This window comes from Betaproteobacteria bacterium (assembly GCA_016713305.1).
Classification (GTDB): domain Bacteria; phylum Pseudomonadota; class Gammaproteobacteria; order Burkholderiales.
Map to the genome: position 1 here is coordinate 857,601 of JADJPK010000004.1, position 24,389 is coordinate 881,989.

Sequence of the window (24,389 nt, forward strand, 5' to 3'; positions counted from 1 at the left end):
GAGGAAATCGAACATGTCCGACAGCGCAGTCTCCGACTGGAAATTCCACGGCGTGCGCGTCGTCAATGGCGCGGACCTGGATGTCAACACGCCTCAGACGCAAGGGATGAACCGTGCCGCTGCCATCACCCACGCTCGCTGCGGTGCCGAGAAGCTGTGGGCCGGCACGGTGGTGATCCACGCCAAGGCCAAGACCGGCGCCCATCACCATGGTCCGGTGGAAAGCGTGATCTACGTGGTGAGCGGCAAGGCGCGCATGCGCTGGGGAGACAAGCTCGAATTCACGGCGGAAGCCGGGCCGGGCGATTTCATCTATGTGCCGCCGTTCGTGCCGCACCAGGAGATCAACGCGTCGGATACCGAGCCGCTGTCGTGCGTGCTGTGCCGCAGCGGCCAGGATCCCGTCGTGGTGAACCTCGACATCCCGGTCGTGGAACAGCCCGAGACGGTGCACTGGGTGGACGACCTCCATAGCGCGCCGAAAGCCTGACGCCATGATCCGGGTGCTGGGCATCGCCAACTGCGACACGGTCAAGAAGGCCCGGGCGTGGCTGGACGCGCACGGCATCGCCTACGAGTTCGTCGACTTCAAGAAGACGCCGCCTGCGCGGGAAGCGATCGAACGCTGGTGCGAACGTCTGGGTGCCGACACGGTCGTGAACCGTCGCGGCACCACCTGGCGGAAACTCGAGGCCGCAGTCCAGGCTCGAGCCGACACGCCCGCCGGCGCGGTCGCGCTGCTCCTCGCGCACCCCTCCGCTATCAAGCGTCCCGTCGTCGAGAGCGGAAACGAAGTATGGGTGGGATTCGACGAGGCCACCTTCGCACGCCGTCTCGGCGTGCACGATTGAAACCGCCATCACGGCGATGAACGGAGGCAGGATGTCGAAGCGGATGTGGGGTCTTACGCTGTTCCTGGGGCTGTCGTTCGGCAGTGCCGCGTCGGCGACACCGCCTTACCAGCGGCCCGCCGGCATCGCGGACGACATGGAACCGCTGATCGTCGCCGGTTACCGCGCGTTGTTCACGTGCTCCGCGCACTTCCTGATGGGCCGGCCGCTCGACGACATCACCAAGGTCGAACTGGTGGACGTGGCGTTGCCCGGCTATCCCGCTCCCGTGATCGACGAGCGGCGAAAGCTGGTGACCGCCGCGAGCGCCGACGGAACGATCGTCCGCACCGCCGTGTTCCGGGACACCATGGGTTGCACGATCCTGCCTCCGCACTGGAACACCGGCGACATTCCCCGGCTGCCCTACGTGCACCGGGAGCCCGCGCCCGATCTCGGTTCGGTGCCGTTTCCCGCGGGCGACCGTGTCGACATTCCCGCGTCGGGCCTCGATCCGGCATATCCGGGCCTGGCACCCGTACTGGACCGCGCCTTCGATCCGAAGGCGTACGCCGAAAAGGAAGGCGTGGTCACGACCTCGGTCATCGTTCTGCGCGGCGGACGCATCATCGCCGAGCGCTACCGCCCCGGTTTCGGCATCCGCTCCGGGTACCGCACGTGGTCCACGACCAAGAGCATGACGGCCGCGCTGCTGGCCATTGCTGCGAGACAGGGCCTGCTGAACCTCGATGCGCCGGCGGACATCCCGGAATGGTCCTATCCCGGCGATCCCCGGCAGGCCATCACGTACAAGCACCTGCTGTGGATGTCGAGCGGACTGCTGAGCGGCGGGCCGAACACCAGCGCCATCTACTTCGGCGGGCAGGACGTCATCAGCGCGGCGACCACGACTCCCCTCGAAGCGGAGCCCGGAAAGCGCTGGAAGTACGCCAACAACGACACGCTGCTGCTGATGCGCGCACTGAAGCACGTGCTGGCAGACGACTTCCGGTATCTGCGCTTTCCGTACGACGAGTTGCTGCTTCCCCTGGGCATGCACCACACGACCATGGAGATCGATCACCTGGGCAACTTTGTCGCCTCCAGCCAGACCTACACGACCGCTCGCGATCTCGCCCGCTTCGGTCTGTTTCTCGCGGCCGACGGCGTCTGGAACGGCAGGCGCCTGCTTCCCGAAGGCTGGGTGAAATTCGCGTCGACGCCCGCGCCTTCGAAGCCGCCGCAAGCCGGCCAGTGGGGCTACGGTGCCCAGTTCTGGCTGTTCGACCGGATGCCCGGCGTGCCGCCCGGCACATTTTCCACGGCGGGCAACAAGGGGCAATACGTCACGGTCGTGCCGGGCCACGACCTGGTCGTCGTGCGAACCGGAGTGGACCCCGACGGCAAGCGGTTCCACGCCCACCAGCTCGTCGCCGATGTTCTGCAGGCGGTGAAAGCGGAGTAGGGAGCGCCCCTCTGCAGCAGGCGGCATGCGCGAAGACCGCGCGGGGGGGGAGCCGTGCCCACCGGGGCACGCGGCGCCTTGCGTCCAGCAGGCGCCAAGACCTGACCTTAGTCATCGCGCATTCGAAGCGACCGTGACATCATCGCGCGGCCTGTCCAAAACCGAAGGAGCCCGCTTCATGTGCAGACATCGCATTTCCGGTCTCGTGCTCGCCGCGATTCTCGCCGCCGGTGCAGGAGCCGCCTGGTCGCGTGACCTGGTGCTCGGCCTCGTGCCGGCCGAGAACAACGAAGAGATGCTGAAGCGCTTCGAGCCCATGCGCGGATATCTGGAGCACAAGCTGGGCGAGCACGTGAAGATCTTCACGGCGACCGACTACACGAGCGTGATCGAGGCGATGCGCAAGAAGCGCGTGGACATCGCCTTCTTCGGCCCGATGTCCTACATCCTCGCCGAGCAGGAGGCGGGGGCGGAGGCCTTCGCGGTCGGGATCCGGGCCGGCACGACTTCGGCCTCGTACAAGAGCGTGATCGTCGCGCGGTGCGGCAGCGGTATCCGCTCCATCAAGGACCTCAAGGGCAAGAGCGTCGCCTTCGTCGACCCGGCCTCCACGTCAGGCGGACTGGTGCCGACTTTCATGGTCAAGCGCGAGACGGGCCAGATGCCGCAGGCCTACTTCGGCAAGTTCATCTATGCGGGCACCCATGACGCCGCCGAACTCGCGGTGAAGAACGGCACGGTGGACGCGGCGGCCGATGCCGACATCACCTACGAGCGGATGGTGGCGAAGGGGCTGATCGGCCGGGATACGAACTGCGTCATCGCCCAGTCATCCCCCATACCGGGACCACCGCTCGCGTACCGTGCCGATCTCGCGCCGGAACTCAAGAAGAAGGTGCTGGAGGCGATCCTGAACGCTCATCAGGAGACGGACATTTCCGGATACGTGCCCTTGTCGAAGTACGTGACCGTCACTTCCGCCGAGTACCAGTCGATCCGTGACATGGCGAAGGAACTGGGCCTCACGAAGGAGCAGATGCTCAAGTAACGGGGCTTGCGGCCATGCCGGCAATCGAGTTCCAGGGCGTCAGCAAGCGCTATCCGAACGGGCTGCTGGCGCTGGCGCCCCTGTCCGTCGCCATCGAGCCCGGCGAGTTCGTGGCGGTCATGGGATCGTCGGGCGCCGGCAAGTCGACCTTCATCCGGCTCGTGAACGGGCTCGAGACGGCCTCGACGGGGCACATCGTCGTGAATGGCCTGACGCTGGATGCCGGGACCCTGCGCTCGATCCGGTCGGGTACGGGGATGGTCTTCCAGCAGTTCAATCTGGTCGGACGTCTGTCGGTCATGGCCAACGTGCTGACCGGGCGCCTGTCCCACCGTTCTTCCCTGGCCAGTCTGCTGTACCTCTTTCGCCACGAGGACGTGGAGATCGCGCGCCACGCGCTGTCGCGCGTGGGCCTCGTCGACAAGGCGTGGCAGCGGGCGGACAAACTCTCGGGCGGGCAGCAGCAACGGGTGGGCATCGCGCGGGCGCTCGCGCAACAGCCGCGAGTCATCCTCGCGGACGAACCGGTCGCCAGTCTCGATCCGGTCACGGCGCTCGAGATCATGGATCTCCTGAGGGAGATCAACCGGCAGGACGGCATCACCGTGGTGGTGAGTCTGCATCAGGTCGACCTCATCCGGCAGTATGCCGATCGCGTTCTCGGCCTCCACCGCGGCGAGCTGGTTTTCGACGGCGTTCCCGCCGCCCTGACCGACGATGTTCTTCGCCGTGTCTATCTGCGCGGTGCCGGCGGGCACGCCGGGGAAGCGGTCCCCGATGCGATACCGGTTCTCCACGCCTGACGGGCGCCCGTCCCGGCGGATCTCCGTGGCCGCGGTGGTGGTGCTGACGATGCTTGTCGCCACCGCCCCGCTCGTCGAGATCGGGACCGGAACCTCGACCGGCGCGGTGGGTCGCATGGCCGAGTTCCTGGGGCATCTCTGGACGACGCCAGACTGGACCTATCTCCCGCAGCTCGGGCGGCGCATGCTGGAAACCGTGGAGCTCGCGCTCATCGCGACGGCCGTCGCGCTGGTGTTGTCCATCCCCTTCGCCTTGCTGGCGGCCCGAACCGTATCGCCTCATCCGGCCGTGTTCTGGTGCTCACGAAGCGTTCTGTCGCTCATCCGCGCGTTGCCCGAACTCGTCTGGGCGCTCGTGTTCGTCTCGGCCGTGGGGCTGGGGCCGCTGCCCGGCATCCTGGCACTCGCTGTCGTGACCGTGGGATTCATGGGCAAGGTGTTCGCCGAATCGGTGGAAGTGGTGGATTCGCGCGCGGTCGAGGGGGTGTCCGCACATGGCGCGCGACGGCTCCAGGTATTCGGTTTCGCGATACTTCCGCAGGCTCTCCCCGATCTGCTGGGGTCCACGCTCTACGTGCTGGACCACAATGTCCGCGCCGCCGCCATTCTGGGGCTCGTCGGTGCCGGCGGCATCGGCTACGACATGGTGATGGCCATGCGCATGTTCGACTATGACCGGCTGCTCCCCATCGCCGGCGCCATCTACCTGTGCGTGACGCTTCTCGATCGCGCATCGGACCGGATCCGTTCCCGTGTCATTCATGGGTGAGCCTGCGGCGCCGCAGCCGCTTCCCGCGCGCCCGCGCAGTCTTCTGCCGCTGTGGTTCTCCGCCGCCCTCGGCATCCTCTGGCTCGCGGTGCGCGACCTCGACATGGCGCTCGAGGATCTGCTCTACGGCGTCGACGACATGGTCGAGTACTTCGGCCGTTACGGTTCGCCTGATTTCTCCCGGATCGGCCATTACGCGACGCTCATGTTGCAGACGCTGGCCACGGCGCTCTGGGGCACGGCCCTGGCCCTGGGGTCGCCTTCTTCGTGGCGCCTCTGGCTGCCCGGAATCTGTTGCGGTTGTTCGACTACGGTCAGTCCTCAGCGCTCATCATCGTGATGCTCGTCACCATCGTCGGTATCGATGCCCTTTCCACCTGGCTCAGAGGCCGGCTGCACTGAGGAGCCCATGCGAGCCGGACTGACCTGCATCACGCGCGCGAAGATCGTCCTGCCGGATGGCGTTGTGGACGACGCGTCCCTGCTCCTGGAGGACGGCCACATTGCGGCTGTCGAACCCGAGCGGGCTCCTCGGGGCGCGGAAGTCGTCGACCTGGAAGGTCAGTGGCTCATGCCCGGTCTGGTGGATCTGCATTGCGACGCGCTGGAGAAGGAGATCGAACCGCGGCCCGGCGTGCACTTCCCGCTGGCGTTCGCCATTGCCAATGCCGACAAGCGAAACGCTTGCGCCGGCATCACGACGGTCTATCACGCGCTGTCGTTCGCACACGACGAACTGGGGGTGCGCAACGTGGACATGGCGGCCGATGCGATACGGGCCGTGCATGCCTACCGCAATTCGCTGGTCGACAATCGTGTGCACGCGCGCTACGAGATCACCGATCCGGCAGGTGCGCCGGTGCTCGCGGCCTTGCTGGACGAATCGGCGTTGGAGCTGCTGTCGTTCATGGACCACTCGCCCGGGCAGGGACAGTTCAAGACGTTGGAGTCCTACCGCGATTACGTGGTCCGCACATACAACCGGACGCCGGAGGAAGCGGAGCGGATGGCGCTCGACAAGATCGTCTCGAGAGAAGCTGCCACCGAGCGCGTGAACGCGCTCGCCGCGCAGGCACGGAGAGGTGGCGTTTGCCTCGCAAGCCACGATGACGACAGCGGCCAGCGGGTCGCCGGCATGAAGGCGCTCGGCGTCAGCGTCTCCGAATTCCCGGTGAATCTCGAGGCGGCCACGGAGGCACGCAGGCTGGGTCTCTCGACGGTCTTCGGTGCGCCCAACATCCTGCGCGGCAGCAGCCAGTCCGGAAACATGCGTGCTCTGGAAGCGGTTCGCGCCGGTGTTGCCGATTGCCTGTGTGCGGACTACGCGCCCGCGACGATGCTCCCCGCGGCGATGAGGCTGCCCTCTCTCACCGGCATGCCTCTATGGGAAGCGATCCGCATGGTCACCCGTGCACCCGCGCTTGCAGCAGGCCTCGGTGATCGCGGTGAGATCGCACCGGGGCTGCGGGCGGATCTCATTGCCGTGAGGGACATCCAGGGCACACCGCAGGCCACGCATGCCTGGTGCGCTGGCAGGCTGACATATCGCGCCCGCTACCCGGGCTGAGCAGGGCATCGATCGGGCTCTCCAGGCAGCAGCAGGAAGAGCCGGCTGCGAGCGAAGGGCTGCAGCCGGCTCGCGCCGCTCAGTGGATCTCGGGATCTGGCGTGGGCTGGGTGCCTTCGAGAAAGTCGAAGTCGCAACCCTCGTTGGCCTGCGAGACGTGCTGGCTGAAGATCGCGCCGAAGCCACGGGCGTAGCGCGGTGGATGCGGCTCCCAGGCTGCGCGGCGGGCGCTCATTTCCTCGTCGCTGATCTTGAGGTCGAGGCGTCTGCCCGGAACGTCAAGCTCGACGATGTCTCCTGTCCTGACCAGCGCGAGCGGACCGCCGATCCACGATTCGGGCGCCACGTGCAGCACGCATGTCCCGTAGCTGGTGCCGCTCATGCGGGCATCGGAGATTCGCACCATGTCGCGCACGCCCTGCTTCAGCAGTTTCTTCGGGATCGGCAGCATGCCCCATTCGGGCATTCCCGGTCCGCCCAGCGGACCTGCGTTGCGGAGGATCAGCACGGAGTCCGCATCGACATCAAGTGCCGGATCGTCGATGCGGGCCGCCATGTCGTTGTAGTCCTCGAACACCATGGCCTTGCCCGAATGCTGCAACAGGCGCGGGTCCGCCGCATTGGCCTTGATCACCGCGCCGTCGGGCGCAAGATTGCCCCGCAATACGACCAGGCCTCCGTCGGGGCGGATCGGATCGGCCGGCGTCCGGATCACGTCGCTCTCGTAGATCTTGGCGCCTGCGACGTTCTCTCCGAGCGTCCTGCCGGTGCAGGTCAGGGCATCCACATCCAGCAGAGCCCGCATGCCCTCGAGGAGGCCAACGAGGCCTCCGGCATAGTAGAAGTCCTCCATCAGGTACTTGCCGGCGGGCCGCATGTTCACGAGATAGGGCGAATGGCGGCCGATCTCCTCGAAGTGGTCGAGGGGCAGATCGATGCCGGCACGACGCGCGATGGCGATCACGTGGATCAGGGCATTCGTGGAACCGCCCAGGGCCATCAGCACCTTGATCGCGTTGTCGATGGAGCGCGGCGTGAGAATGTCGCGAGGCTTCAGGTCCTCCCACACCATGTCGACGATGCGCCGTCCGCTGTTGGAGGCCATCCGCGGATGGTTGGAATCGGGCGCCGGAATCGCGGCGGCATTCGGCAGGCTGAACCCCAGCGTCTCGATGATGCTGGTCATGGTGGATGCCGTGCCCATGGTCATGCAGGTGCCGGCGGAGCGCGAGATGCCTTCCTCGATCTCCTTCCAGTCGCGCGCGGTGATGTTTCCGGCACGCAATTCGTCCCAGTACTTCCACACGTCCGATCCGGAGCCCAGCGTCTTGCCGGCCCAGCGGCCCGTGAGCATGGGTCCCGCCGGGACGAAGATGGCCGGCAGGTTCATGCTGATGGCGCCCATCAGCAGCGCCGGACCGGTCTTGTCGCAACCGCCCATCAGCACGCAGCCGTCGGCGGGGTAGGACCGGAGCAACTCCTCCGTCTCCATCGCGAGGAAGTTGCGGTACATCATCGTCGTGGGCTTCTGCAGTGTCTCGGCAAGCGTGATCGCCGGCATTTCCAGGGGAAATCCACCGGCCTGCCACACCCCGCGCTTCACGTCCTCGACGCGCTCCTTGAAGTGCGAGTGGCAGTGGCTCACATCGCTCCAGGTGTTGATGATCGCGATGACCGGCTTGCCCTTGTAGTCCTCGTGCGAATAGCCCATCTGCAGCGTGCGGGACCGGTGGCCGAAGCTGCGCAGATCCTGCGGGCCATACCAGCGGTTCGAGCGCAGCTGCTCGGGCGTCTTCTTGCGTTGCGTCATGGATGCTCCTCCGGGATGCAGGCCGCGATTATCGCGCGTGCCAAAGAAAATGGCGGCCCGCAGGCCGCCATTTCCTGGAAGTGGCGAGCGCCTCAGGCGCTGATCATCTCCGGGGTCTCTGCAGCCGCGAGGTGCGCGACGAGCGCCCTGCCTCCGGCATGATGCTTGACGCCGCCTCTCACTCGTCGGTGATGGTCCTCCAGCTGCCGCTTGGCGGCATCGAAGGCATCGCGCAGGGCGATGTAGGCGTCTTCGTGGCGGTGATGATTGACGACCAGCTCGGCACCCGGAACCCGGACATCCAGGCTCACGCAGAAATGCTTGCCCTGGTGCTTGTGCTTGTGGGGAAGTTCGACCTTGACGTGGCACGCCATGATCGGCGAGAAGAGGGACTCCAACTTCGCGGCTTTTTCCCGTATGTGCGTTTCCATCGCGTCGGAATGTGGCACATCGCGGAAAGTGATCTGCAGCGGAGTTTGCATGCGTTATTCCTCCTTGGAGCCTGACTTCGATCCGGAGCACACCCGGCGTGCTCCGCGTGTTTCCTGTTGCTGACGTTCACCGGCGCACCGGTTCGTCCATGCCCGTTGGCTGCGGGCTGCCGCTCCTCCTTCGAAAAATCCGCCGGCCGTGCCGGCATTGGCCCTCACACATACACGGTTTCCCGCGTACGCAAACTTGCTGGGTCAGCACGACGCTCCTGCGTCAATCATGCCCCTGTCGCATCGTGCGAACAACTGCTCCGTGCGCAACAAATCGTTACGTTTGCGCAGCCGTGCCGAATCGCAATTCCACGTCGATGCGCGTGCGTCCCACCGGCAATGACCAAGCAAGATTCGTCGTCAGTGCCTGCATGATCTTCTCGAACCCTGCTTCCGACTGGGACACCGTGTGCAGCGGCGCGCTGGTCATGCGCGCTGCCGGCTGCGCGCGCACGGACACATGGCCGCCCAGAACGCCGTCCTCGAGCAACAGCTCGGCCGGAGACCCGTGGTCCATCGGTTCGCCGAACCCGCCAGCGACGACACCGTTGCGGCCGATGCGTCCGAGGAATCCGTCGCAGCTGGGCATCGCCAGATTGAGCTGCACCCGGAACTCGGACGCGTGAGTGAGTTCGATCACATAGGCGGCACGAAGGCGGTTTCCCTCCAGTGCTTAGGTCTTGGTGACATGTCCGTGCGACAGCCCGGCGGCGAACTCCGCGTCGGTGCCCGGCACGCGGGCATAGCAAGGGTGCAGCTCTTCACCTTCGTCGACGACGCTGTCGAGGAAGCAGCTTCGCAGGCGGTCGTCGGAAACCGTGTCTTCCGGACGGATCTCGTGACGGAAGGCCACCCGGTCGTGAGCCGATGCGATGCCGCCGTGCTGTGAGGCGTGTTCGTCACGCCTGGCGAGATTGCGATAGTAGTGTTCGCGCCGCCGTGTCAGCGTGTCAGCGAAGTTGTGCGACAGGTCGTAACTCGACAGCTCGCACAACGCCGCATCGGCATCGTTCCTGACCACCGCCTGCAGGTGCGCGGTATGCAGGAACACTTCGTCGCAGCCGTCGAAGTCCAGGTCCTGCACCACCACGTCCGAGCGCGGACTCAGCCGGTCGAGATCGCGTTCCAGGCCGACGATTGCATTCCAGATGGCGCGGCGCAGATGCGGCAGGTAGATCCCGCCGAACAGGCCGTGCCAGTAACCGTCGTTGGCCTGCGCTCGATAGAGCCGGTCTACGATTCCGGGCGTGCGTGCGGCCGGTTCGAGCGCCGCCACGCGATCCGAGAGTGACAGCATCCGCTTGTGCATCCAGTTCGCTTCCGGATAGCGCGAAAGGAAATTGCGCCAGATGCCTCCACGAAGGAAGGGCTTGAAGCGCTCGTACTGCCCTTGACCCTTCTGCTGCGCGACGAGTTCCGCGAGATCGTCGGCGCGATGCGCGGGAAGCGTCCATTCGCCCATCTCGATGTAGGACGTGGTGGGCAGATAGACCACACCTCGGGTGGCCTGCTGCGCGCGGAACTCGCCGAAGTGGCATGGATGCACCGTGTTCGAGGCGAGCACCGCCTCGATGAAATCCTCGAGCCAGCGCTTGCCGTACACCCAGTCGTAGGTCTCGGGCCAGATGCCGAACTTCTCGATGTCGTCGAAGTAGATGCCGGCGACCTCCCGGCCTTCGACGGCCAGCGACTCGAGATACCGCACGGTTTCCACCGCCGGGGCGAAGGGGATGCGGTAGCGCAGCTGTTCCGAAATGGGAAAGAGATCCAGCCGGCGCGTGTCCTCTTCCGTGGAGAAGTAGCCTGTCAATTCGGCAAGGTCGCGGCCGGCGCAGACGAAGTGATAGTCGTCCACGGTCACGTATTCGATGTCCGCGTCCGCCAGGGCGGGAACGACCGTGGCTTCCCAGACACGTTCCGTCAGCCATGCCCCTCCGGGACGCTGCCCGAAGGCCTCCTCCAGCCGCTTCGACAGCGCGTTGACCTGTCCCACGCGATCCCGGTAGGGAATCGACGCGAGCACCGGCTCCATGTCGCCTCCTCCGAACAGCTCCACCTGGCCCCGTTCCACCATCTCTCGCAACAGGGCCATGTCTTCCGGGAACCGCTCCAGCAGATATTCCAGCAGCCAGCCGCTGAAGTGGGCCGCGAAGCGGAATTCCGGATAGCGGTGCACGACGCGCAGGAAAGGTCCGTAGGACTTCTCGTGCGCTTCGTCCACGACCGAAGGAAAATTGCCGGCCGGTTGATGCGCGTGGACGCCGAACAGCAGGGAAACGGTGGAGGTCATGAAAGGCTGGTTCGCTCGAAGGGGCGGATGAGGAAGGGCCGCGAGCCCCGGGTTGCGCAGGAATCGCACCCGAGGGACCACAACGGCATGGCGGGCGGAAACTCGAGCGCCGCCGGTCTGCTGCGGTGCATCGGGACGCAAATCGGCACATGCCGCGCTCCGCGGCAGTGCGTCCGGCTGCCGGCGGGGACCGGGGGCGACCCCTCAGAGCAGACGGGACAGATCCCCATGGGCGAATCCGGTGAGCGGGCGCTCCAGGCCCCGGACGAGAGCCAGGGCCTTGAACAGTTCGCCCATTTCCGAGGGGCTCAACAGGCGTTGAGCCTGTGCCGCCAAGGCGAGGTAACTGCGTGACCCGGACGGAGCGGCCTCGGCGAGCAACTCGGTGATGCCACAGTTGACGAGGAAGTGAGCCTGGGTCGTATACCCGGCCAGGGACAGACCGTGCGAGACGCCCGCCGTGGCCACGGCCGTGAAATCCACATGAGCGGTGATGTCCTGCAGACCGGGCAGATGGAAGGGGTCGCCGTGGGCGTGATGTCGGTAGTGGCACATGAGCGTGCCCTGGGAACGCTGGGGGTGGTGGAACTCCCCTGACCCGAAGCCGTAGTCGATCAGGATCAGGGCACCGGCGTGCAGCCGTTCCGCCAGCGTCGCGACGAGCGCCCGGGCCTGCAGGCCGACTTCGGTGACGTAAGGCGGCGGCACCTCGATGCCCTGCAAAGCCAGCGCCAACTCACCGTCGCAGGGGCCGCCTCTGGCCCAGCGGAAACCTTCCGTGCCCCAGGCGACTCCGCGTTCGAAGACGCCGTCGTCTGTCCACTCGGCCAGACGCACGGGAAGCGCATCCAGCACTTCGTTGCCCAGAACGACTCCGCGAATCTCGTCGGGGAGCCGGTCCACCCACTCCACCCGGTCCCGAAGTTCCGGCGCCAGCCCATTCAACCGGCCCTGCTGACGGGCACGCAGCTCGGCGCTCACGTCCAACAGGCGGTAACGGCCCGGGAGAACCCCCAGACGATCGAGTTCGGTCAGGATGTCGGCGGCCAGCGCACCCGTGCCGGGACCCAGTTCCAGGATGTCGCCGCGCGTGGCGGCAATCACTTCGGCCAACTGACGCGCCAGCGCGCGTCCGAACAGCGAGGAGATCTCGGGCGCCGTGACGAAGTCGCCGCTGCCTCCGAATTTGGTGCTGCCGCCCGCGTAGTAGCCCAGTCCCGGTTCGTACAGGGCCAGCTCCATGTAGCGGTCGAACCCCATCCATCCACCCCGATCCTCGATCTCGTTGACGATGCGCCGGACGAGCCGCTCGCTGTGCGCGGCCGCGTCTGCGGAAGGGGTCAGGGAGGACGGGACGGGCGGCGGCGGCAAGGGAGCGGAGGGGAGCTGGCGTAGAATCGACTATAAACGCTTCCCGCCGCTTCGGGAGCGCCGTGGATCCCGACCATGGATCCGTCCCTCGCGAAATCCCTCTTCCCGGACGACATGCACGACAAGGTCGTACTCATCACGGGCGGCGCCCGCCGCGTTGGCGCTGCCATCTGCCGGGCGCTGCATGCGCGAGGTGCGAAGCTGATGATCCACTTCCACTCGTCCGGCGACGACGCCCGCGCCCTGCAGGCGGAACTCAACGAGACGCGGCCCGAGTCGGTGGCGATCGTCCAGGCGAACCTGCTCAACATCGCGCATCTGCCCTCGCTCGTTCACGAAACCGTGGGCCACTTCGGCCGGCTCGACGTGCTCGTCAACAATGCTTCCAGCTTCTTCCCCACCCCCGTGGGCGACATCACCGAAGCGCAGTGGGACGACCTCATCGGCACCAACCTCAAGACGCCGCTGTTTCTGTCCCAGGCCGCGGCCCCTCACCTGCGGAAGACCGAGGGCTGCATCGTGAACATCGTGGACATCCACGCCGACCGGCCGATGAAGAACTATGTGGTGTACAACGCGGCGAAGGGCGGATTGATGTCGCTCACGCGTTCCCTGGCTCGCGAACTGGGGCCGGAGGTGCGAGTCAATGGAGTCTCCCCCGGTGCGATCCTCTGGCCGGAAGACGAGACCTGGTCGGACGAACTTGCTCGCCACCGCATCGTGAGCACCACCTTGCTCAAGCGTGTCGGCGAACCGGGCGACATCGCCAAGACGGTGCGATTCCTGATCGAGGACGCTCCCTACATCACTGGCCAGATCATCGCCGTCGACGGCGGGCGCAGTGTGCACTTATGAGGAAGGATATGGATCAGTCGAGCGGCAACGCTGCCGATTCCCGCAAGGACCGCTTCGAGGGCAACAAACTGGCGAAGCGCCTGCGCCGTCAGGCAGGGGAAGCCATCGTCGATTACCGGATGATCGAGGCGGGGGACCGCGTGATGGTCTGCCTGTCCGGCGGCAAGGACAGCTACGGACTGCTGGACATCCTGCTGTCGCTCCAGGGGCGTGCGCCGGTGGACTTCGAAGTCATCGCCATGCACCTGGACCAGGCGCATCCCGGCTACCCGGCCGACATCCTGCCGAATTACCTCGCCGAGCGGGGCGTTCGCTTCCACATCGAGAGGCAGGACACGCACTCCATCGTGAAGCGCGTGATCCCCGAGGGCAAGACGATGTGCTCGCTCTGTTCGCGGCTGCGGCGGGGCGTCATCTATCGCGTCGCCGGGGAGCTGGGCGCCACCAAGATCGCGCTGGGCCACCACCGCGAAGACATGCTGGAGACGCTGTTCCTCAACATGTTCCACGGCGGCAAGATCAAGGGCATGCCGCCCAAGCTCGTTTCGGACGACGGCCGCCACATCGTGATCCGGCCGCTCGCGTACTGCGCCGAGAAGGATCTCGCGGCCTATGCCGAACTGAGGGAGTTTCCGATCATTCCGTGCGACCTGTGCGGATCGCAGGAGAACCTGCAGAGAAAGCAGATCAAGCAGATGCTGGCTGACTGGGACAAGCGGTTTCCGGGGCGGATCGAGACCATGTTCCGCAGCCTGCAGAACGTGGTCCCTTCCCATCTCGCCGATACCGCGCTGCACGACTTCGCCGCGCTCGAACCCACCGGGGAGGCGGAGCCGGACGGCGACACGCTCTTCGACGATCCGGTACTCGTGCCGTCCGTCCCGTCCCGGCTCAGGATCGTGGAGGTCTGACGCCACCTGCGCGGCATCGGACCTCCACGGGTCACTTCGCGGGCTTTCTTCCCCGGCGGGCAGCCAGCCGGCCCGCCAGCAACAAGCCCCCTGCGGCGCCCAACGCCCATGTGCCAGGTTCCGGTACCGGGGCGGTGGTGTACTGCAGGTGGTCCACTTCCCAGTCGTAGCTGTTGTACATGGTCAGGGTGATGGATTTCACGCCACCGGCGTTCGTCACGCCGAAGAAGCGGTCCTCGGCCGTGCCGCCCTGGGCATTCCCGTCGCCCACGGGGATCCAGGCCGTGGACACGAGCGTCGCGTCCGATCCGTCCTTCGCGGCGAAATGAACCTCGCCGTACCCGGTCGTCCCGGACCAGACATTGCCCACGTCGGTCCAGACGATGCCCACGTGAGTGGGCAGAGCGCCCCCCAGGCCGGCCGCATCGAAGGTCACGGTCAGCACGTACTGGGAATTGCCCGAATAGAGGGCACTTCCGGCCAGCCCGGAACCGTCCAGCGCGCCGTCGTCGCCATCCACGGAATCGGAATAGATGCCGGGACCGGAATGGATCCAGCCCGTGGAGAACGTCACGCCGGGAAACGACGTGTTTCCATCCTCGAAGTCGCGGACCACCAGATCGGGCACGCTGGCGAAGGGACTGTCGGAGAACTTCGCATAGGGCGTGGGTCCGAAAAGTTCGGCATGTGCGCCGAGGGACGCCGCGCCCAGCATGGCGGCGCCGATCGAAGCGGTCACCCAGGGGAAGGCTTTCATCTTCTTGGATCTCCTTTGTTGTTGTGAACAGGCCCCGCTCCCTGGCAGGGCTCGAACGTCTCTGCCGGAATGCAATCGCCGGGCCAGTCAGGCGAGTCCGGCGCAGGCCGTCACTCCGGCAGCGTCTTTCCCGTACCGCCGAAGTCCGCCGGAATGTCCGCCATCTTGGGCAGGCCGTCCTTGACGTGCAGCACGGTCTCTTCGTAGAACACGTGCAGGTGCGGTTCGAAGGGAAAGTCGGGAATCACCCCGGCGTAGACATCCACGAGTCCGAGTTCCGGATGACTCGTGAAGATGTGGCCGCCACAGGTCTTGCACCACTTGCGGAAGCTGCGCTCGGTCTTGTTGTAGGTGCCGATGTTGTCCTCGCCCTGGGTCACTTGCAGGGCATCCGGTTTCCACAGGGAGAACGCGTTGATCGGCGAGGCCGACCACTTCCGGCAGGAATCGCAGTGGCAGTATCCGGCGGCCACCGGGGCCCCGGTGACCTGGAACTTGACCGCGCCGCAGAAACAGGCGCCCTGGTAGGTGTTGCTGTCGCTCATTTGCTCTCTCCCATATTTGAATGTATCGCCGCGTCGATCGACCGCGATCCAAGTCAATGTAAACGGCGGCCCGGCCGACCGCAACATCCGGCGCCACCTGGTGCCTTCCCGTGCGAGTCGGCGGCGTCATCCCTGCCATTGCGCAATGCGGTTCCAGGAGTACAAGGTCGGTGCCCTCGCCAGGGACCGCAGGGGAACCGCTGGAATGCCGCCCGAGACCTTCACACCGGGGAACTCGACGGCCGAATCGACGGACGGACCACCGGTGGCCGGAAATCCCGTGCAGCGATCAAGCCGCCCAGCACGCGACGGCTCGACGGTCGCCGTCGGGCAACAGGTCGGGGGCGGCCGCGCGGCAGCGCTCACCCGCCTCCGGGCATCGCGGGTGAAATGCGCACCCCGTGGGCCGGTCGATCGGATTCGGCACCTCGCCGGCCACCGGCGTTCGGGCGATCCCGGTCATTTCGAGATTGGGGATGGCCGCGAGCAGCATCCGCGTGTAGGGGTGGACGGGCCGCTCGAGGATGTCCGTCGCCGGACCCAGTTCCACGATGCGGCCGAGATACATGACGCCGATCGTGTCGGCCACGTACTCGACCACGGCGAGATTGTGCGAGATGAAGAGGTAGGTGAGTCCCAGCCGGGCCTGCAGATCCCGCATCAGGTTGAGCACCTGGGCTTGAACGGAGACGTCCAGCGCCGAGGTCGGCTCGTCGCAAACGAGAAACTCCGGGGAAGACGACAACGCCCGGGCGATCGAAATCCGCTGGCGCTGTCCGCCGGAGAACTGGTGCGGGAACTTGCGGGCGTCGGCCGCGGACAGGCCGACCTGTTCCAGCAGTTCGCCGACCTTCCGCCGGCCTTCGGCCCGCGAGGTCACGAGGCCCAGCACACGCAGCGGCTCCGCCACGATGTCCTCCACGCGCCAGCGGGGATTCAGACTTGCGTGGGGATCCTGGAAGATCATCTGCATCCGGCGGCGCATGCCCGCCAGTTCCGGACCGCGCGACCGGGAGATGTCCCGACCGTCGAAGAGTACGCGGCCGCGCGTCGGTGAATACAGGCCCACGGCGAGACGGCCGACCGTCGACTTGCCGCATCCGGATTCGCCCACGAGCGCCAGCGTCCGGCCTCTGGGGATCTCGAACGAGACTTCGTCCGCGGCCACCAGCGTCTTGCGCGGCAGGCGTCCGAGCGTGCGCTCGAGCCACGGTCGCGAAACGTCGAAGTCCCGACCGACCCGGTCGAAGGAGATCAGGGTGGGAGGCGCGTCCACGGGACTCATCCTGGCTCGGTGCGTTCGCAAGCTGCGGATTGCTGCAGATCACCTATCTCGTGGCGATGCAGCCAGCAAGCGACCTCGCCCCGCTCCGTGGCGACGGTGCCCGGCCGGTCGACGCTGCAGACGTCCAACCGTTCCGAGCAGCGCGGGTGGAACGCGCAGCCGGCGGGAATCGCATCCAGCCGGGGCATCGCGCCGGGGATCTGGGGCAGCCGCTCGGAAAGCGCACCCAGCCGGGGGATCGCTCCCATCAGACCGCGCGTGTAGGGATGCCTGGGCGCATGGATCACGTCGCGCGCATTGCCGATCTCCGCCAGACGGCCGGCGTACAGGACGGCCACGCGATCGCACGTTTCCGCGATCACCCCCATGTCGTGCGTGATGAGGATCACCGCCGTGCCGTGCGCGCGAGCGAGCTTCTTCAGCAGCGCGATGATCTGAGCCTGCGTCGACACGTCGAGCGCGGTGGTGGGTTCGTCCGCGATCACCAGACGCGGCTGTGCACACAGGGCGAGCGCGATCACCACGCGCTGGCGCATCCCGCCGGAGAACTGGTGCGGGTACTGGTCGATACGGGTCTCGGGGGCGGGTATGCCGACCTCCGCCAGCAACGACAAGGACTTTGCCCTGGCCTCCCGGGCCGACAGGGGCAGATGCGTGCAAAGCGTCTCGACGAGCTGATCGCCCACGGTGAAGAGCGGGTCCAGTGCGGTGAGCGGGTCCTGGAAGATGGCACCGATCTGCTTGCCGCGGATGCGCCGCATCTCCCCCGCGGGCAGACCGTCGATGCGCCTGCCTTCGAGCCGGATCTCGCCTCCGGCGATGCGGGCCGGCGCTTCCAGCAACCCGAGGATCGCCGTGCCCGTCACGGACTTGCCGGCACCGGACTCGCCCACCACGCCCAGGATCTCGCCGGGGGCCAGGGCGAACGACAGGTCGTCGATGGCCACGAGCGTGCCGCGGCGCGTGACGAACTCCACACGCAGGTTGCGCACTTCCAGCAAGGCGGTCATGGGTCAGTGCAGCCGTGGATTGAGCGCGTCGCGCAGCCAGTCGCCCAGCAGGTTCACGGACAGCACCAGCAACACCAGCGCCGCGCCCGGGAACACCGTGATCCACCACTCGCCGGAAAAGAGGAAATCGTTGCCGATGCGGATGAGGGTGCCGAGCGAAGGCGTGGTGATGGGCATGCCCACGCCCAGGAAACTGAGCGTCGCCTCGGTGATGATGGCGGTCGCGAGATGGATGGTCGCGATCACCAGCACCGGCCCCAGCACGTTGGGCAGCACGTGGAACAGCATGATCGCCAGAGGATGGCGGCCGATCACCCGTGCCGCCTGCACGTACTCCTTCCGCCGCTCGACCATGGTCGAACCGCGCACGGTGCGTGCGTATTGCACCCAGCCGGACAGTCCGATGGCGATCACCAGCACCAGAAGGGCGTGCCCGCCTTGCGCAGCATCCGGCAGCACGACGCGGGCGACGCCATCGATCAGCAGCGCGATGAGAATGGCAGGGAACGACAGCTGCACGTCGGCGACTCGCATGATGAAGGCGTCGACCGCTCCGCCTGCGTATCCCGCGATCAGCCCCAGGACAACGCCCAGCACCATCGCGACCAGCACGGAGGCGAATCCGACGACGATGGAAATGCGGCTGCCGTGCAGGATGGACGAGAACACGTCGCGCCCCTGATCGTCGGTGCCGAGCAGATAGGCAGAACGGCCCTCGGGGAACCACGCGGGCGGCGTGAGGGCGTCCATCAGCTCCAGCGACGCCAGATCGAAGGGGTCGTGCGGCGCAAGCCACGAGGCGAACGCGGCGCCGAACAGAATCACGAACGCGACGGTTCCTGCGCCGATCGCGACGGGCGAATGGCGCAGCGACCAGACGAGATCGGAGTCGAACCAGCGCCGCAGCACGCCGGGAGCGACCGCCGCGCCGGCACTCTGCGATGCGGCGGGATCGCTCATCGGCCGGGCGGCACCATCACTTCACCGTGACCCAGCGGAGGTAGACGAAGTTGTCCGGGGTCTGGACCATCTCCACCGACTTCTTCATGCCCCACGTGATCGGCTGCTGATGCAGGGGGATGTGGCCGATCTCGTCCTGATGGATCTTGAACGCCTCCGCGATCATCGCGTTCCGCTTGTTCGCGTAGTTCTCCGCGCCGATGCGGCGGGTCAGGTCGTCGACCCGCGGGTTCGAGTACGCACCGCCATTGAACTGGCCCTGGCCGGCTTCGCCCGGAGTCGACATCAGTGCGTAGAGGGCGTTGTGACTGTCCTGGCTGGTGGGCGTCCATCCGGCGAGGTAGAACGACACGTTGCGCGAGAGCACCTTGGGGAAGAAGAGCGTCTTGGGCTCGGCCACGAGATTCACCTTCACCCCCACCTTCGCCAGCATGGAGGCGATGGCCTGGCAGATCTCGCCGTCGTTCACGTAACGGTCGTTCGGACAGTTCATGCCGACCTCGAAACCCGACGGATAGCCGGCTTCGGCGAGCAGCTTGCGTGCGCCGTCGGGATCGTAGGGCAGGCGCTTGTTCATGTCGGGCACGAAGCCCTGCACGCCCGGCGCCACCATCAGCCCCGTGGGCGTGGATACGCCGCGCATGATCCGCGTGCGGATGGCCTCGATGTCGATGGCCTGGTAGAACGCCTGGCGCACTTTCCGGTCCTTCAGCGGGTTGCGCCCTTTCACGTTCGAGAACAGGAGTTCGTCGCGCTTCTGGTCCATGCCCAGGAAGATCGTGCGCAGTTCCGGCGATTGCATGATCTGCAGGGCCGGGCTGCCCTTCACCCGCGGCACGTCCTGCAGCGGCACGGGGTCGACCATGTCGATCTCCCCGCTGATGAGCGCGGCCACGCGCGTGGCGTCGTTGCCCACCGGCGTGAAGATCGCCTCGGTCACGTTGTGCTCCGCCTTCGCCCACCAGTCCGGGTTCGGGGCGAAGGTCGTGCGCACTCCCGGCTCGCGCGTTTTCAGCATGAAGGGCCCGGTGCCGTTGGCGTGCGTGCTTGCGTAGTTCTCGGTGCCCTTGCGCACGTCCACCGGCTTCACCGCGTTGTGCTTCTCGCACCACGCCTTGGACATGATGTACCAGCGGCTGATGTTCTGCGGCAGGATCGCGAAGGGTTCCTGCGTCACGATGTCCACCGCGTGCGTATCGACCTTGCGGATCTCTCTGATGCCGGCGACGTACACGCGCACGTCGGAGCCTTCCCCGCGTGCCCGCTCGAAGCTGAACACGACGTCGTCTGCGGTGAAGGGGCTGCCGTCGTGGAACTTCACGCCCTTGCGCAGGTTGAATCGCCAGACCGTGGGCGACGTCTGCTTCCAGTCCGTCGCCAGCTCGGCCGTCAGCTCGAATTTCTTTCCGCGGCCTGTCAGGCCTTCATAGACGTTTCCGGTGAGTGACAGCAGCACCGCCTCGTTGTGCATGTACGGGTCGACGGACAGCGCATCTCCCTGGTTCGCGAAGCGGAAGGTCTTCGCTCCGGCGGGTGCGGTGCCGATGTACAGCGCGACAAGACCCGTGACGAGGGCCGCGGCGATTCGTCGAGCGATCATCAGACGATCTCCAGCGCAGCGACGTCCGCGGAGGACCGGGATCCGGCCAGGGGAAGGGCCGCCTCGGCCAGCGACGCGAGATAGCCGGCGCCGAGCGGAATCACCGCGTCGTTGAAGTCGTAGTGCGGGTTGTGCAGGAAACATCCGCCATCCGAACCGCCCTGGCCGAGGAATACATAGGCCCCTGGGCGTTCCTGCAGGAAGTACGCGAAATCCTCCGCGCCCATGGTGGGGTCCGCATCGCGCACCACGTTCACGACGCCGAAGACCTGTTCTCCCACGCGGGCGGCAAACTCCGCCTCTCTTGCGCTGTTTACCGTGGCCGGATAACCGCGGTTGATCTGCACCTCGGCGGACCCGTTGAGCGCGAGCGCCACGCCTGCCGCCACCTCGTGGATGCGCCGCTCGGCGAGGTCCCGCGTCTCCGACCGGAACGTGCGCAATGTGCCCAGCAGGTGCACGGCATCGGGGATCACGTTGTGGGCGCCTGTCTGGCTCGTGTGCATGGAACAGATGCTCACCACCACCGCGTCCACCGGAGACACGTTGCGGCTGGCGATGGTCTGCAGCGCGGTGATGATGTGCGCGGCCACGATGACGGGATCCACGGTGAGGTGCGGCAGCGCGCCGTGGCCGCCGCGCCCGCGCACGGTGATCTGGATCTCGTCCGTGGCGGCCATCACGGGGCCGGGTCTGACTGCCATCTTGCCGGCCGGCAGCTGCGGCCAGTTGTGCAGGGCATACACCTCGTTCGCGGGAAAGCGCTCGAACAGGCCGTCGCGCACCATCACGCCGCCGCCGCCGCCGTGCTCCTCGGCCGGCTGGAAGATCACATAGACCGTTCCGTCGAAATTGCGCGTCTCGGACAGGTAGCGCGCCGCACCCAGCAGCATCGTCGTGTGGCCGTCGTGGCCGCACGCGTGCATCTTGCCCGCGGTGCGCGAGGCGTGCGGCTTGTCGCCGGCCTCGTGCATCGGCAGGCAGTCCATGTCCGCGCGCAGTCCGACGGACCGGCCGTTCGTGTTGCTTCGCCCGGGAATGACGCCCACCACACCGGTGCCGGCGAGACCGCGGTGGACCTCGAGTCCCAGGTCCGCGAGCCGCTGGGCGACGATGCCCGCGGTGCGGGATTCCTGGAAGGCCAGTTCCGGATGCATGTGGATGTCGCGGCGCACGGCAATCAGGTCGTCGTGGTAGCGGCGGATGTAATCGACGGGAGTGGTCATGGTGGTGTCCTCGTTTCAGGCGGCCGCCCGGTCGAACTTGAGTCGCGGGTCGACGGCGTGGTACAGCAGATCGACGGCCAGATTGATGAGCACGAAGATGAGCGCGATCAGGCAGAGATAGGCTGCCATGACCGGCACGTCGGCGAACATCACCGACTGGATGAACAGCAGGCCCATGCCGGGCCATTGGAACACGGTCTCGGTGATGATGGCGAACGCGATGATCGAGCCGAGTTGCAGCCCCGCCACCGTGATGACCGGCACCAGGGTGTTGCGCAGCGCGTGCCGCAGGTGCACCGCGCGGTCGGTCAGGCCGCGCGCCCGGGCGAAGCGGATGTGGTCGGCGCGCAGCACCTCCAGCATCTCCGAACGCGTGAGCCGCATGATCAGGGTCATCTGGAACAGCCCGAGCGTGATGGCCGGCAGGATCAGCGCCTTGAGACCCGAGACGCTCAGCAGACCCGTGGACCACCACCCAGCGCGACGGTCTCGCCGCGGCCGAAGGAAGGCAGCCAGCCGAGCTGCACCGCGAAGACCAGGATGAGCAGGATGCCGATGACGAACGTCGGCAGGGACACGCCGATCAGCGACACCACCAGAAAGATCTGGCTCGACCACGAGCGGGGGGCAAGCGCGGTGCGCACGCCCATGGGGATGCCGACGGCCAGGGCGAAGATCGCGGCGGCGAGCGACAGCTCCAGCGTGGCCGGCAGACGTTCGACGAAGAGCACGGACACCGGGCGCATCTGCCGCAGCGACATGCCGAAGTCTCCCTGCACGGCGCGGCCGAGAAAGCGGACATACTGGACGTGGAACGGTTGATCGAGGCCCAGGTCGGCGCTCATGGCGGCGCGCTCCTCCGGCGTGGCATCCTGGCCCAGCATGAACACGACCGGGTCGCCCACGAAGCGGAACAGGGAGAACGCGATCAGGCCCACGGTCAGCATGACGGCCACGGCCTGGGCGAGTCGCCGGATCGAGAAAGCGAGCATGGAGTGCGCACGGACGGCGCGGTCCTGTTTCCGCCGCGGCTCATGCGGAAAGGACCGCGGCCGGCCGCGCCGACCCTCTGGAGATGGTTGCGGGGATGGTGCCCAATGCGCCCGGGAGCGTCAACGCGCGCCCCTGCGCGGGGCACGCGCCCCCGGATCGACCCTCAATAACCCTTGCCGCGTTCGGCTTGTCAAAATAATTTTGATAAGGCAAAGTCCAGCCCTAGCTCGTTTTCGATCCTTTCCATGAACTGCGCTGAACGACTCGTCCAACTCTTCGGCAGCCAGGCCGAAGTGGCCCGGCGCTTCAAGCTCGACCGCGCCGTGGTCAGCAACTGGGTGAAGTCCGGCTACGTCCCGGCCCGCTGGGCCATGGAGGTCGAGGCTGTCACCGAGGGGCAGGTTCTCGCGGTGGAGGTCCTGAACGAGGCCAACGAGCGCCGCCCCGTGCGTGTGAAGTCCCGGGGCGAAGACGAGATCTTTCACGGAACCTCACTCGCAGGGAGCGACACCATGAATTCATTCGCGCCGGCCAAGCGCATCCACTCCTTCCATCCGCCTCAGCGCACGCTGATGGGCCCCGGGCCGACCGAGATTCATCCGCGGGTGCTCACGACCATGAGCCAGCCGGCCATCGGCTACCTCGACCCGATCTTCGTCGAGATGATGGAAGAGCTGAAGGGCCTGCTCCGCTATGTCTACCAGACGAAGAACGCGCTCACGTTCCCGGTCTCCGGCCCCGGATCGGTGGGCATGGAATACTGCTTCGTGAACATGGTCGCCCCCGGCGACAAGGTCATCGTCTGCATCAACGGCGTGTTCGGCGGCCGCATGCTCGAGAACGTCGTCCGCTGTGGTGGCACGCCCGTCGTGCTGGAGCACGAGTGGGGCTCGCCGGTGGATCCCCAGCGGGTGGAAGACGCGCTCAAGGCCAACCCCGACGCCAAGATCGTCGCGTTCGTCCACGCCGAGACCTCCACGGGCTGCCTGTCGGACGCCAAGTCGATCATCGAAGTGGCGCACAAGTACGGCGCGCTGACGATCATGGACGCCGTCACGTCGCTGGGCGGCGTGCCGGTCCTGCTCGACGAGTGGAATGCCGATGCCGTCTACTCGGCCAGCCAGAAGTGCCTGTCCTGCACCCCGGGGCTTTCGCCCGTGTCGTTCAACGACCGCGTGGTCGAGCACGTCAAGGCGCGCAAGGACAAGATCCACAGCTGGTTCATGGACATGAACCTCCTGCTGGGTTACTGGGGCGCCACCACCCGCACGTATCACCACACCGCGCCGACCAATTCCCTCTTCGCGCTGCACGAAGCCCTGCTGCTCATCCGTGAGGAAACGCTGGAAGACTGCTGGGCCCGCCACCGCCGTCACCACGTCGCGCTCAAGACCGGCATCGAAGCCATGGGCCTGCGTTTCCTGGTGAAGGAGGAGTGCCAGATCCCGCAGATGAACGCCGTCAAGATTCCGGAAGCCATCGCGCCGAAGGAAGCCGAGGTGCGCAAGCGCCTGCTGAACGAGTTCAACCTCGAGATCGGCGCCGGCCTCGGGCCGCTGGCCGGAAAGATCTGGCGCTTCGGCACCATGGGCTATTCCTGCCGTCCCGAGAACGTCATGCTGTGCCTGTCCGCCCTGGGCTCGGTGCTGTCCGACATGGGCATGCCGGTGCACGTGGGCGACGCGGAAGGCGCGGCGCACGATGCCTACGCTCAGATGCACAAGGCAGCAGCGCAGCAGAAGAAGCGCGCGGCCTGACGGACAGCCTGCACCAACGAAAACGGCGGGCCTGGGCCCGCCGTTTTCGTCTGGA

The 24,389-nt window shown here is 66.5% G+C and carries 20 protein-coding genes and 3 pseudogenes; 11 read left to right on the top strand and 12 right to left on the bottom strand.

Annotated features, from left to right (window positions below):
* The first annotated feature begins 13 nt into the window (after positions 1–13).
* The 8 genes and pseudogenes from IPK20_04690 (at position 14) to IPK20_04725 (ending at position 6,482) form a co-directional block, all read left to right on the top strand.
* The gene (locus tag IPK20_04690) at positions 14–490 is read left to right on the top strand and encodes a cupin domain-containing protein (protein ID MBK8016072.1); all 477 of its coding nucleotides are present in this window, start codon (positions 14–16) and stop codon (positions 488–490) included.
* 4 nt (positions 491–494) lie between these two features.
* A complete protein-coding gene (locus tag IPK20_04695; GenBank protein ID MBK8016073.1) occupies positions 495–851 on the top strand; it encodes an arsenate reductase in 357 nt (118 codons plus the stop codon).
* A gap of 31 nt (positions 852–882) precedes the next feature.
* Complete coding sequence (locus IPK20_04700; protein ID MBK8016074.1) at positions 883–2,295, top strand: beta-lactamase family protein; 1,413 nt, start codon at positions 883–885, stop codon at positions 2,293–2,295.
* A gap of 178 nt (positions 2,296–2,473) precedes the next feature.
* Positions 2,474–3,343, top strand: coding sequence for a phosphonate ABC transporter substrate-binding protein (phnD, locus tag IPK20_04705; GenBank protein ID MBK8016075.1), 870 nt, complete (start codon positions 2,474–2,476; stop codon positions 3,341–3,343).
* A 14-nt stretch (positions 3,344–3,357) separates the two neighbouring features.
* Complete coding sequence (gene phnC, locus IPK20_04710) at positions 3,358–4,146, top strand: phosphonate ABC transporter ATP-binding protein (GenBank protein ID MBK8016076.1); 789 nt, start codon at positions 3,358–3,360, stop codon at positions 4,144–4,146.
* Positions 4,121–4,915 (top strand): phosphonate ABC transporter, permease protein PhnE, encoded by a 795-nt coding sequence (gene phnE / locus IPK20_04715; GenBank protein MBK8016077.1) that lies wholly within the window; start codon positions 4,121–4,123, stop codon positions 4,913–4,915. The genes phnC and phnE overlap by 26 nt, the downstream gene beginning before the upstream one ends.
* Positions 4,908–5,317 (top strand): annotated as a pseudogene (locus tag IPK20_04720) (hypothetical protein). The gene phnE and the pseudogene IPK20_04720 overlap by 8 nt, the downstream one beginning before the upstream one ends.
* Positions 5,318–5,324: 7 nt before the next feature.
* Positions 5,325–6,482 carry an alpha-D-ribose 1-methylphosphonate 5-triphosphate diphosphatase gene (locus IPK20_04725; protein MBK8016078.1) on the top strand — a complete coding sequence of 386 codons (1,158 nt, stop codon included), beginning with the start codon at positions 5,325–5,327 and terminating at the stop codon, positions 6,480–6,482.
* 79 nt (positions 6,483–6,561) lie between these two features.
* Here IPK20_04725 and IPK20_04730 read toward each other — a convergent pair whose 3' ends face one another.
* From IPK20_04730 to IPK20_04745, 4 genes and pseudogenes are all read right to left on the bottom strand, one after another.
* On the bottom strand, positions 6,562–8,292 hold the full coding sequence (locus IPK20_04730; GenBank protein MBK8016079.1) for a dihydroxy-acid dehydratase: 1,731 nt from the start codon (positions 8,290–8,292) through the stop codon (positions 6,562–6,564).
* Positions 8,293–8,384: 92 nt separating this feature from the next.
* The gene (locus tag IPK20_04735) at positions 8,385–8,774 is read right to left on the bottom strand and encodes a ribosome-associated translation inhibitor RaiA (GenBank protein ID MBK8016080.1); all 390 of its coding nucleotides are present in this window, start codon (positions 8,772–8,774) and stop codon (positions 8,385–8,387) included.
* 277 nt (positions 8,775–9,051) lie between these two features.
* Positions 9,052–11,064: pseudogene (locus IPK20_04740) on the bottom strand (DUF1926 domain-containing protein).
* Positions 11,065–11,268: 204 nt separating this feature from the next.
* A complete protein-coding gene (locus IPK20_04745) occupies positions 11,269–12,324 on the bottom strand; it encodes an SAM-dependent methyltransferase (protein MBK8016081.1) in 1,056 nt (351 codons plus the stop codon).
* Between the two features lie 225 nt (positions 12,325–12,549).
* Between IPK20_04745 and IPK20_04750 the strand changes: the two genes are divergently transcribed.
* Entirely contained in the window at positions 12,550–13,290 is a 741-nt protein-coding gene (locus IPK20_04750; GenBank protein ID MBK8016082.1) for a pteridine reductase, read from the top strand.
* Positions 13,287–14,201 (top strand): tRNA 2-thiocytidine(32) synthetase TtcA, encoded by a 915-nt coding sequence (gene ttcA, locus IPK20_04755; protein ID MBK8016083.1) that lies wholly within the window; start codon positions 13,287–13,289, stop codon positions 14,199–14,201. Before IPK20_04750 ends, ttcA begins: the two co-directional genes overlap by 4 nt.
* Before the next feature lie 31 nt (positions 14,202–14,232).
* On the opposite strand, the gene IPK20_04760 is transcribed toward ttcA, so the two are convergent.
* The 8 genes and pseudogenes from IPK20_04760 to IPK20_04795 all read right to left on the bottom strand — a co-directional run bounded on the left by IPK20_04760 (position 14,233) and on the right by IPK20_04795 (position 22,576).
* Entirely contained in the window at positions 14,233–14,958 is a 726-nt protein-coding gene (locus tag IPK20_04760) for a hypothetical protein (protein ID MBK8016084.1), read from the bottom strand.
* Between the two features lie 110 nt (positions 14,959–15,068).
* Positions 15,069–15,503: a GFA family protein gene (locus IPK20_04765; GenBank protein ID MBK8016085.1), complete on the bottom strand. Its 435-nt coding sequence runs from the start codon at positions 15,501–15,503 to the stop codon at positions 15,069–15,071.
* Between the two features lie 289 nt (positions 15,504–15,792).
* Positions 15,793–16,788 carry an ATP-binding cassette domain-containing protein gene (locus IPK20_04770; protein MBK8016086.1) on the bottom strand — a complete coding sequence of 332 codons (996 nt, stop codon included), beginning with the start codon at positions 16,786–16,788 and terminating at the stop codon, positions 15,793–15,795.
* Positions 16,785–17,798, bottom strand: coding sequence for an ABC transporter ATP-binding protein (locus IPK20_04775; protein ID MBK8016087.1), 1,014 nt, complete (start codon positions 17,796–17,798; stop codon positions 16,785–16,787). Before IPK20_04775 ends, IPK20_04770 begins: the two co-directional genes overlap by 4 nt.
* 3 nt (positions 17,799–17,801) lie before the next feature.
* Positions 17,802–18,758 (bottom strand): ABC transporter permease, encoded by a 957-nt coding sequence (locus tag IPK20_04780; protein ID MBK8016088.1) that lies wholly within the window; start codon positions 18,756–18,758, stop codon positions 17,802–17,804.
* 16 nt (positions 18,759–18,774) lie between these two features.
* Positions 18,775–20,358, bottom strand: a complete 1,584-nt coding sequence (locus IPK20_04785) for an ABC transporter substrate-binding protein (GenBank protein MBK8016089.1) — start codon at positions 20,356–20,358, stop codon at positions 18,775–18,777.
* Positions 20,358–21,584, bottom strand: coding sequence for an amidohydrolase (locus IPK20_04790; protein MBK8016090.1), 1,227 nt, complete (start codon positions 21,582–21,584; stop codon positions 20,358–20,360). The genes IPK20_04785 and IPK20_04790 overlap by 1 nt, the downstream gene beginning before the upstream one ends.
* Before the next feature lie 15 nt (positions 21,585–21,599).
* Positions 21,600–22,576, bottom strand: a pseudogene (locus tag IPK20_04795) (ABC transporter permease).
* Between the two features lie 513 nt (positions 22,577–23,089).
* Here IPK20_04795 and IPK20_04800 point away from each other — a divergent pair.
* Positions 23,090–24,334, top strand: coding sequence for an alanine--glyoxylate aminotransferase family protein (locus IPK20_04800; protein MBK8016091.1), 1,245 nt, complete (start codon positions 23,090–23,092; stop codon positions 24,332–24,334).
* The last annotated feature ends 55 nt before the right edge of the window (positions 24,335–24,389 follow it).

What these genes read in the sequence shown, in the direction of transcription:
- IPK20_04690 (MBK8016072.1), top strand. Translation starts at nt 14, where the DNA reads ATGTCCGACAGCGCAGTCTCCGACTGGAAATTCCACGGCGTGCGCGTC.
- IPK20_04695 (MBK8016073.1), top strand. Translation starts at nt 495, where the DNA reads ATGATCCGGGTGCTGGGCATCGCCAACTGCGACACGGTCAAGAAGGCC.
- IPK20_04700 (MBK8016074.1), top strand. Translation starts at nt 883, where the DNA reads ATGTCGAAGCGGATGTGGGGTCTTACGCTGTTCCTGGGGCTGTCGTTC.
- phnD (MBK8016075.1), top strand. Translation starts at nt 2,474, where the DNA reads ATGTGCAGACATCGCATTTCCGGTCTCGTGCTCGCCGCGATTCTCGCC.
- phnC (MBK8016076.1), top strand. Translation starts at nt 3,358, where the DNA reads ATGCCGGCAATCGAGTTCCAGGGCGTCAGCAAGCGCTATCCGAACGGG.
- phnE (MBK8016077.1), top strand. Translation starts at nt 4,121, where the DNA reads ATGCGATACCGGTTCTCCACGCCTGACGGGCGCCCGTCCCGGCGGATC.
- IPK20_04725 (MBK8016078.1), top strand. Translation starts at nt 5,325, where the DNA reads ATGCGAGCCGGACTGACCTGCATCACGCGCGCGAAGATCGTCCTGCCG.
- IPK20_04730 (MBK8016079.1), bottom strand. Translation starts at nt 8,292, where the DNA reads ATGACGCAACGCAAGAAGACGCCCGAGCAGCTGCGCTCGAACCGCTGG.
- IPK20_04735 (MBK8016080.1), bottom strand. Translation starts at nt 8,774, where the DNA reads ATGCAAACTCCGCTGCAGATCACTTTCCGCGATGTGCCACATTCCGAC.
- IPK20_04745 (MBK8016081.1), bottom strand. Translation starts at nt 12,324, where the DNA reads ATGGGGTTCGACCGCTACATGGAGCTGGCCCTGTACGAACCGGGACTG.
- IPK20_04750 (MBK8016082.1), top strand. Translation starts at nt 12,550, where the DNA reads ATGCACGACAAGGTCGTACTCATCACGGGCGGCGCCCGCCGCGTTGGC.
- ttcA (MBK8016083.1), top strand. Translation starts at nt 13,287, where the DNA reads ATGAGGAAGGATATGGATCAGTCGAGCGGCAACGCTGCCGATTCCCGC.
- IPK20_04760 (MBK8016084.1), bottom strand. Translation starts at nt 14,958, where the DNA reads ATGAAAGCCTTCCCCTGGGTGACCGCTTCGATCGGCGCCGCCATGCTG.
- IPK20_04765 (MBK8016085.1), bottom strand. Translation starts at nt 15,503, where the DNA reads ATGAGCGACAGCAACACCTACCAGGGCGCCTGTTTCTGCGGCGCGGTC.
- IPK20_04770 (MBK8016086.1), bottom strand. Translation starts at nt 16,788, where the DNA reads ATGAGTCCCGTGGACGCGCCTCCCACCCTGATCTCCTTCGACCGGGTC.
- IPK20_04775 (MBK8016087.1), bottom strand. Translation starts at nt 17,798, where the DNA reads ATGACCGCCTTGCTGGAAGTGCGCAACCTGCGTGTGGAGTTCGTCACG.
- IPK20_04780 (MBK8016088.1), bottom strand. Translation starts at nt 18,758, where the DNA reads ATGAGCGATCCCGCCGCATCGCAGAGTGCCGGCGCGGCGGTCGCTCCC.
- IPK20_04785 (MBK8016089.1), bottom strand. Translation starts at nt 20,358, where the DNA reads ATGATCGCTCGACGAATCGCCGCGGCCCTCGTCACGGGTCTTGTCGCG.
- IPK20_04790 (MBK8016090.1), bottom strand. Translation starts at nt 21,584, where the DNA reads ATGACCACTCCCGTCGATTACATCCGCCGCTACCACGACGACCTGATT.
- IPK20_04800 (MBK8016091.1), top strand. Translation starts at nt 23,090, where the DNA reads ATGAATTCATTCGCGCCGGCCAAGCGCATCCACTCCTTCCATCCGCCT.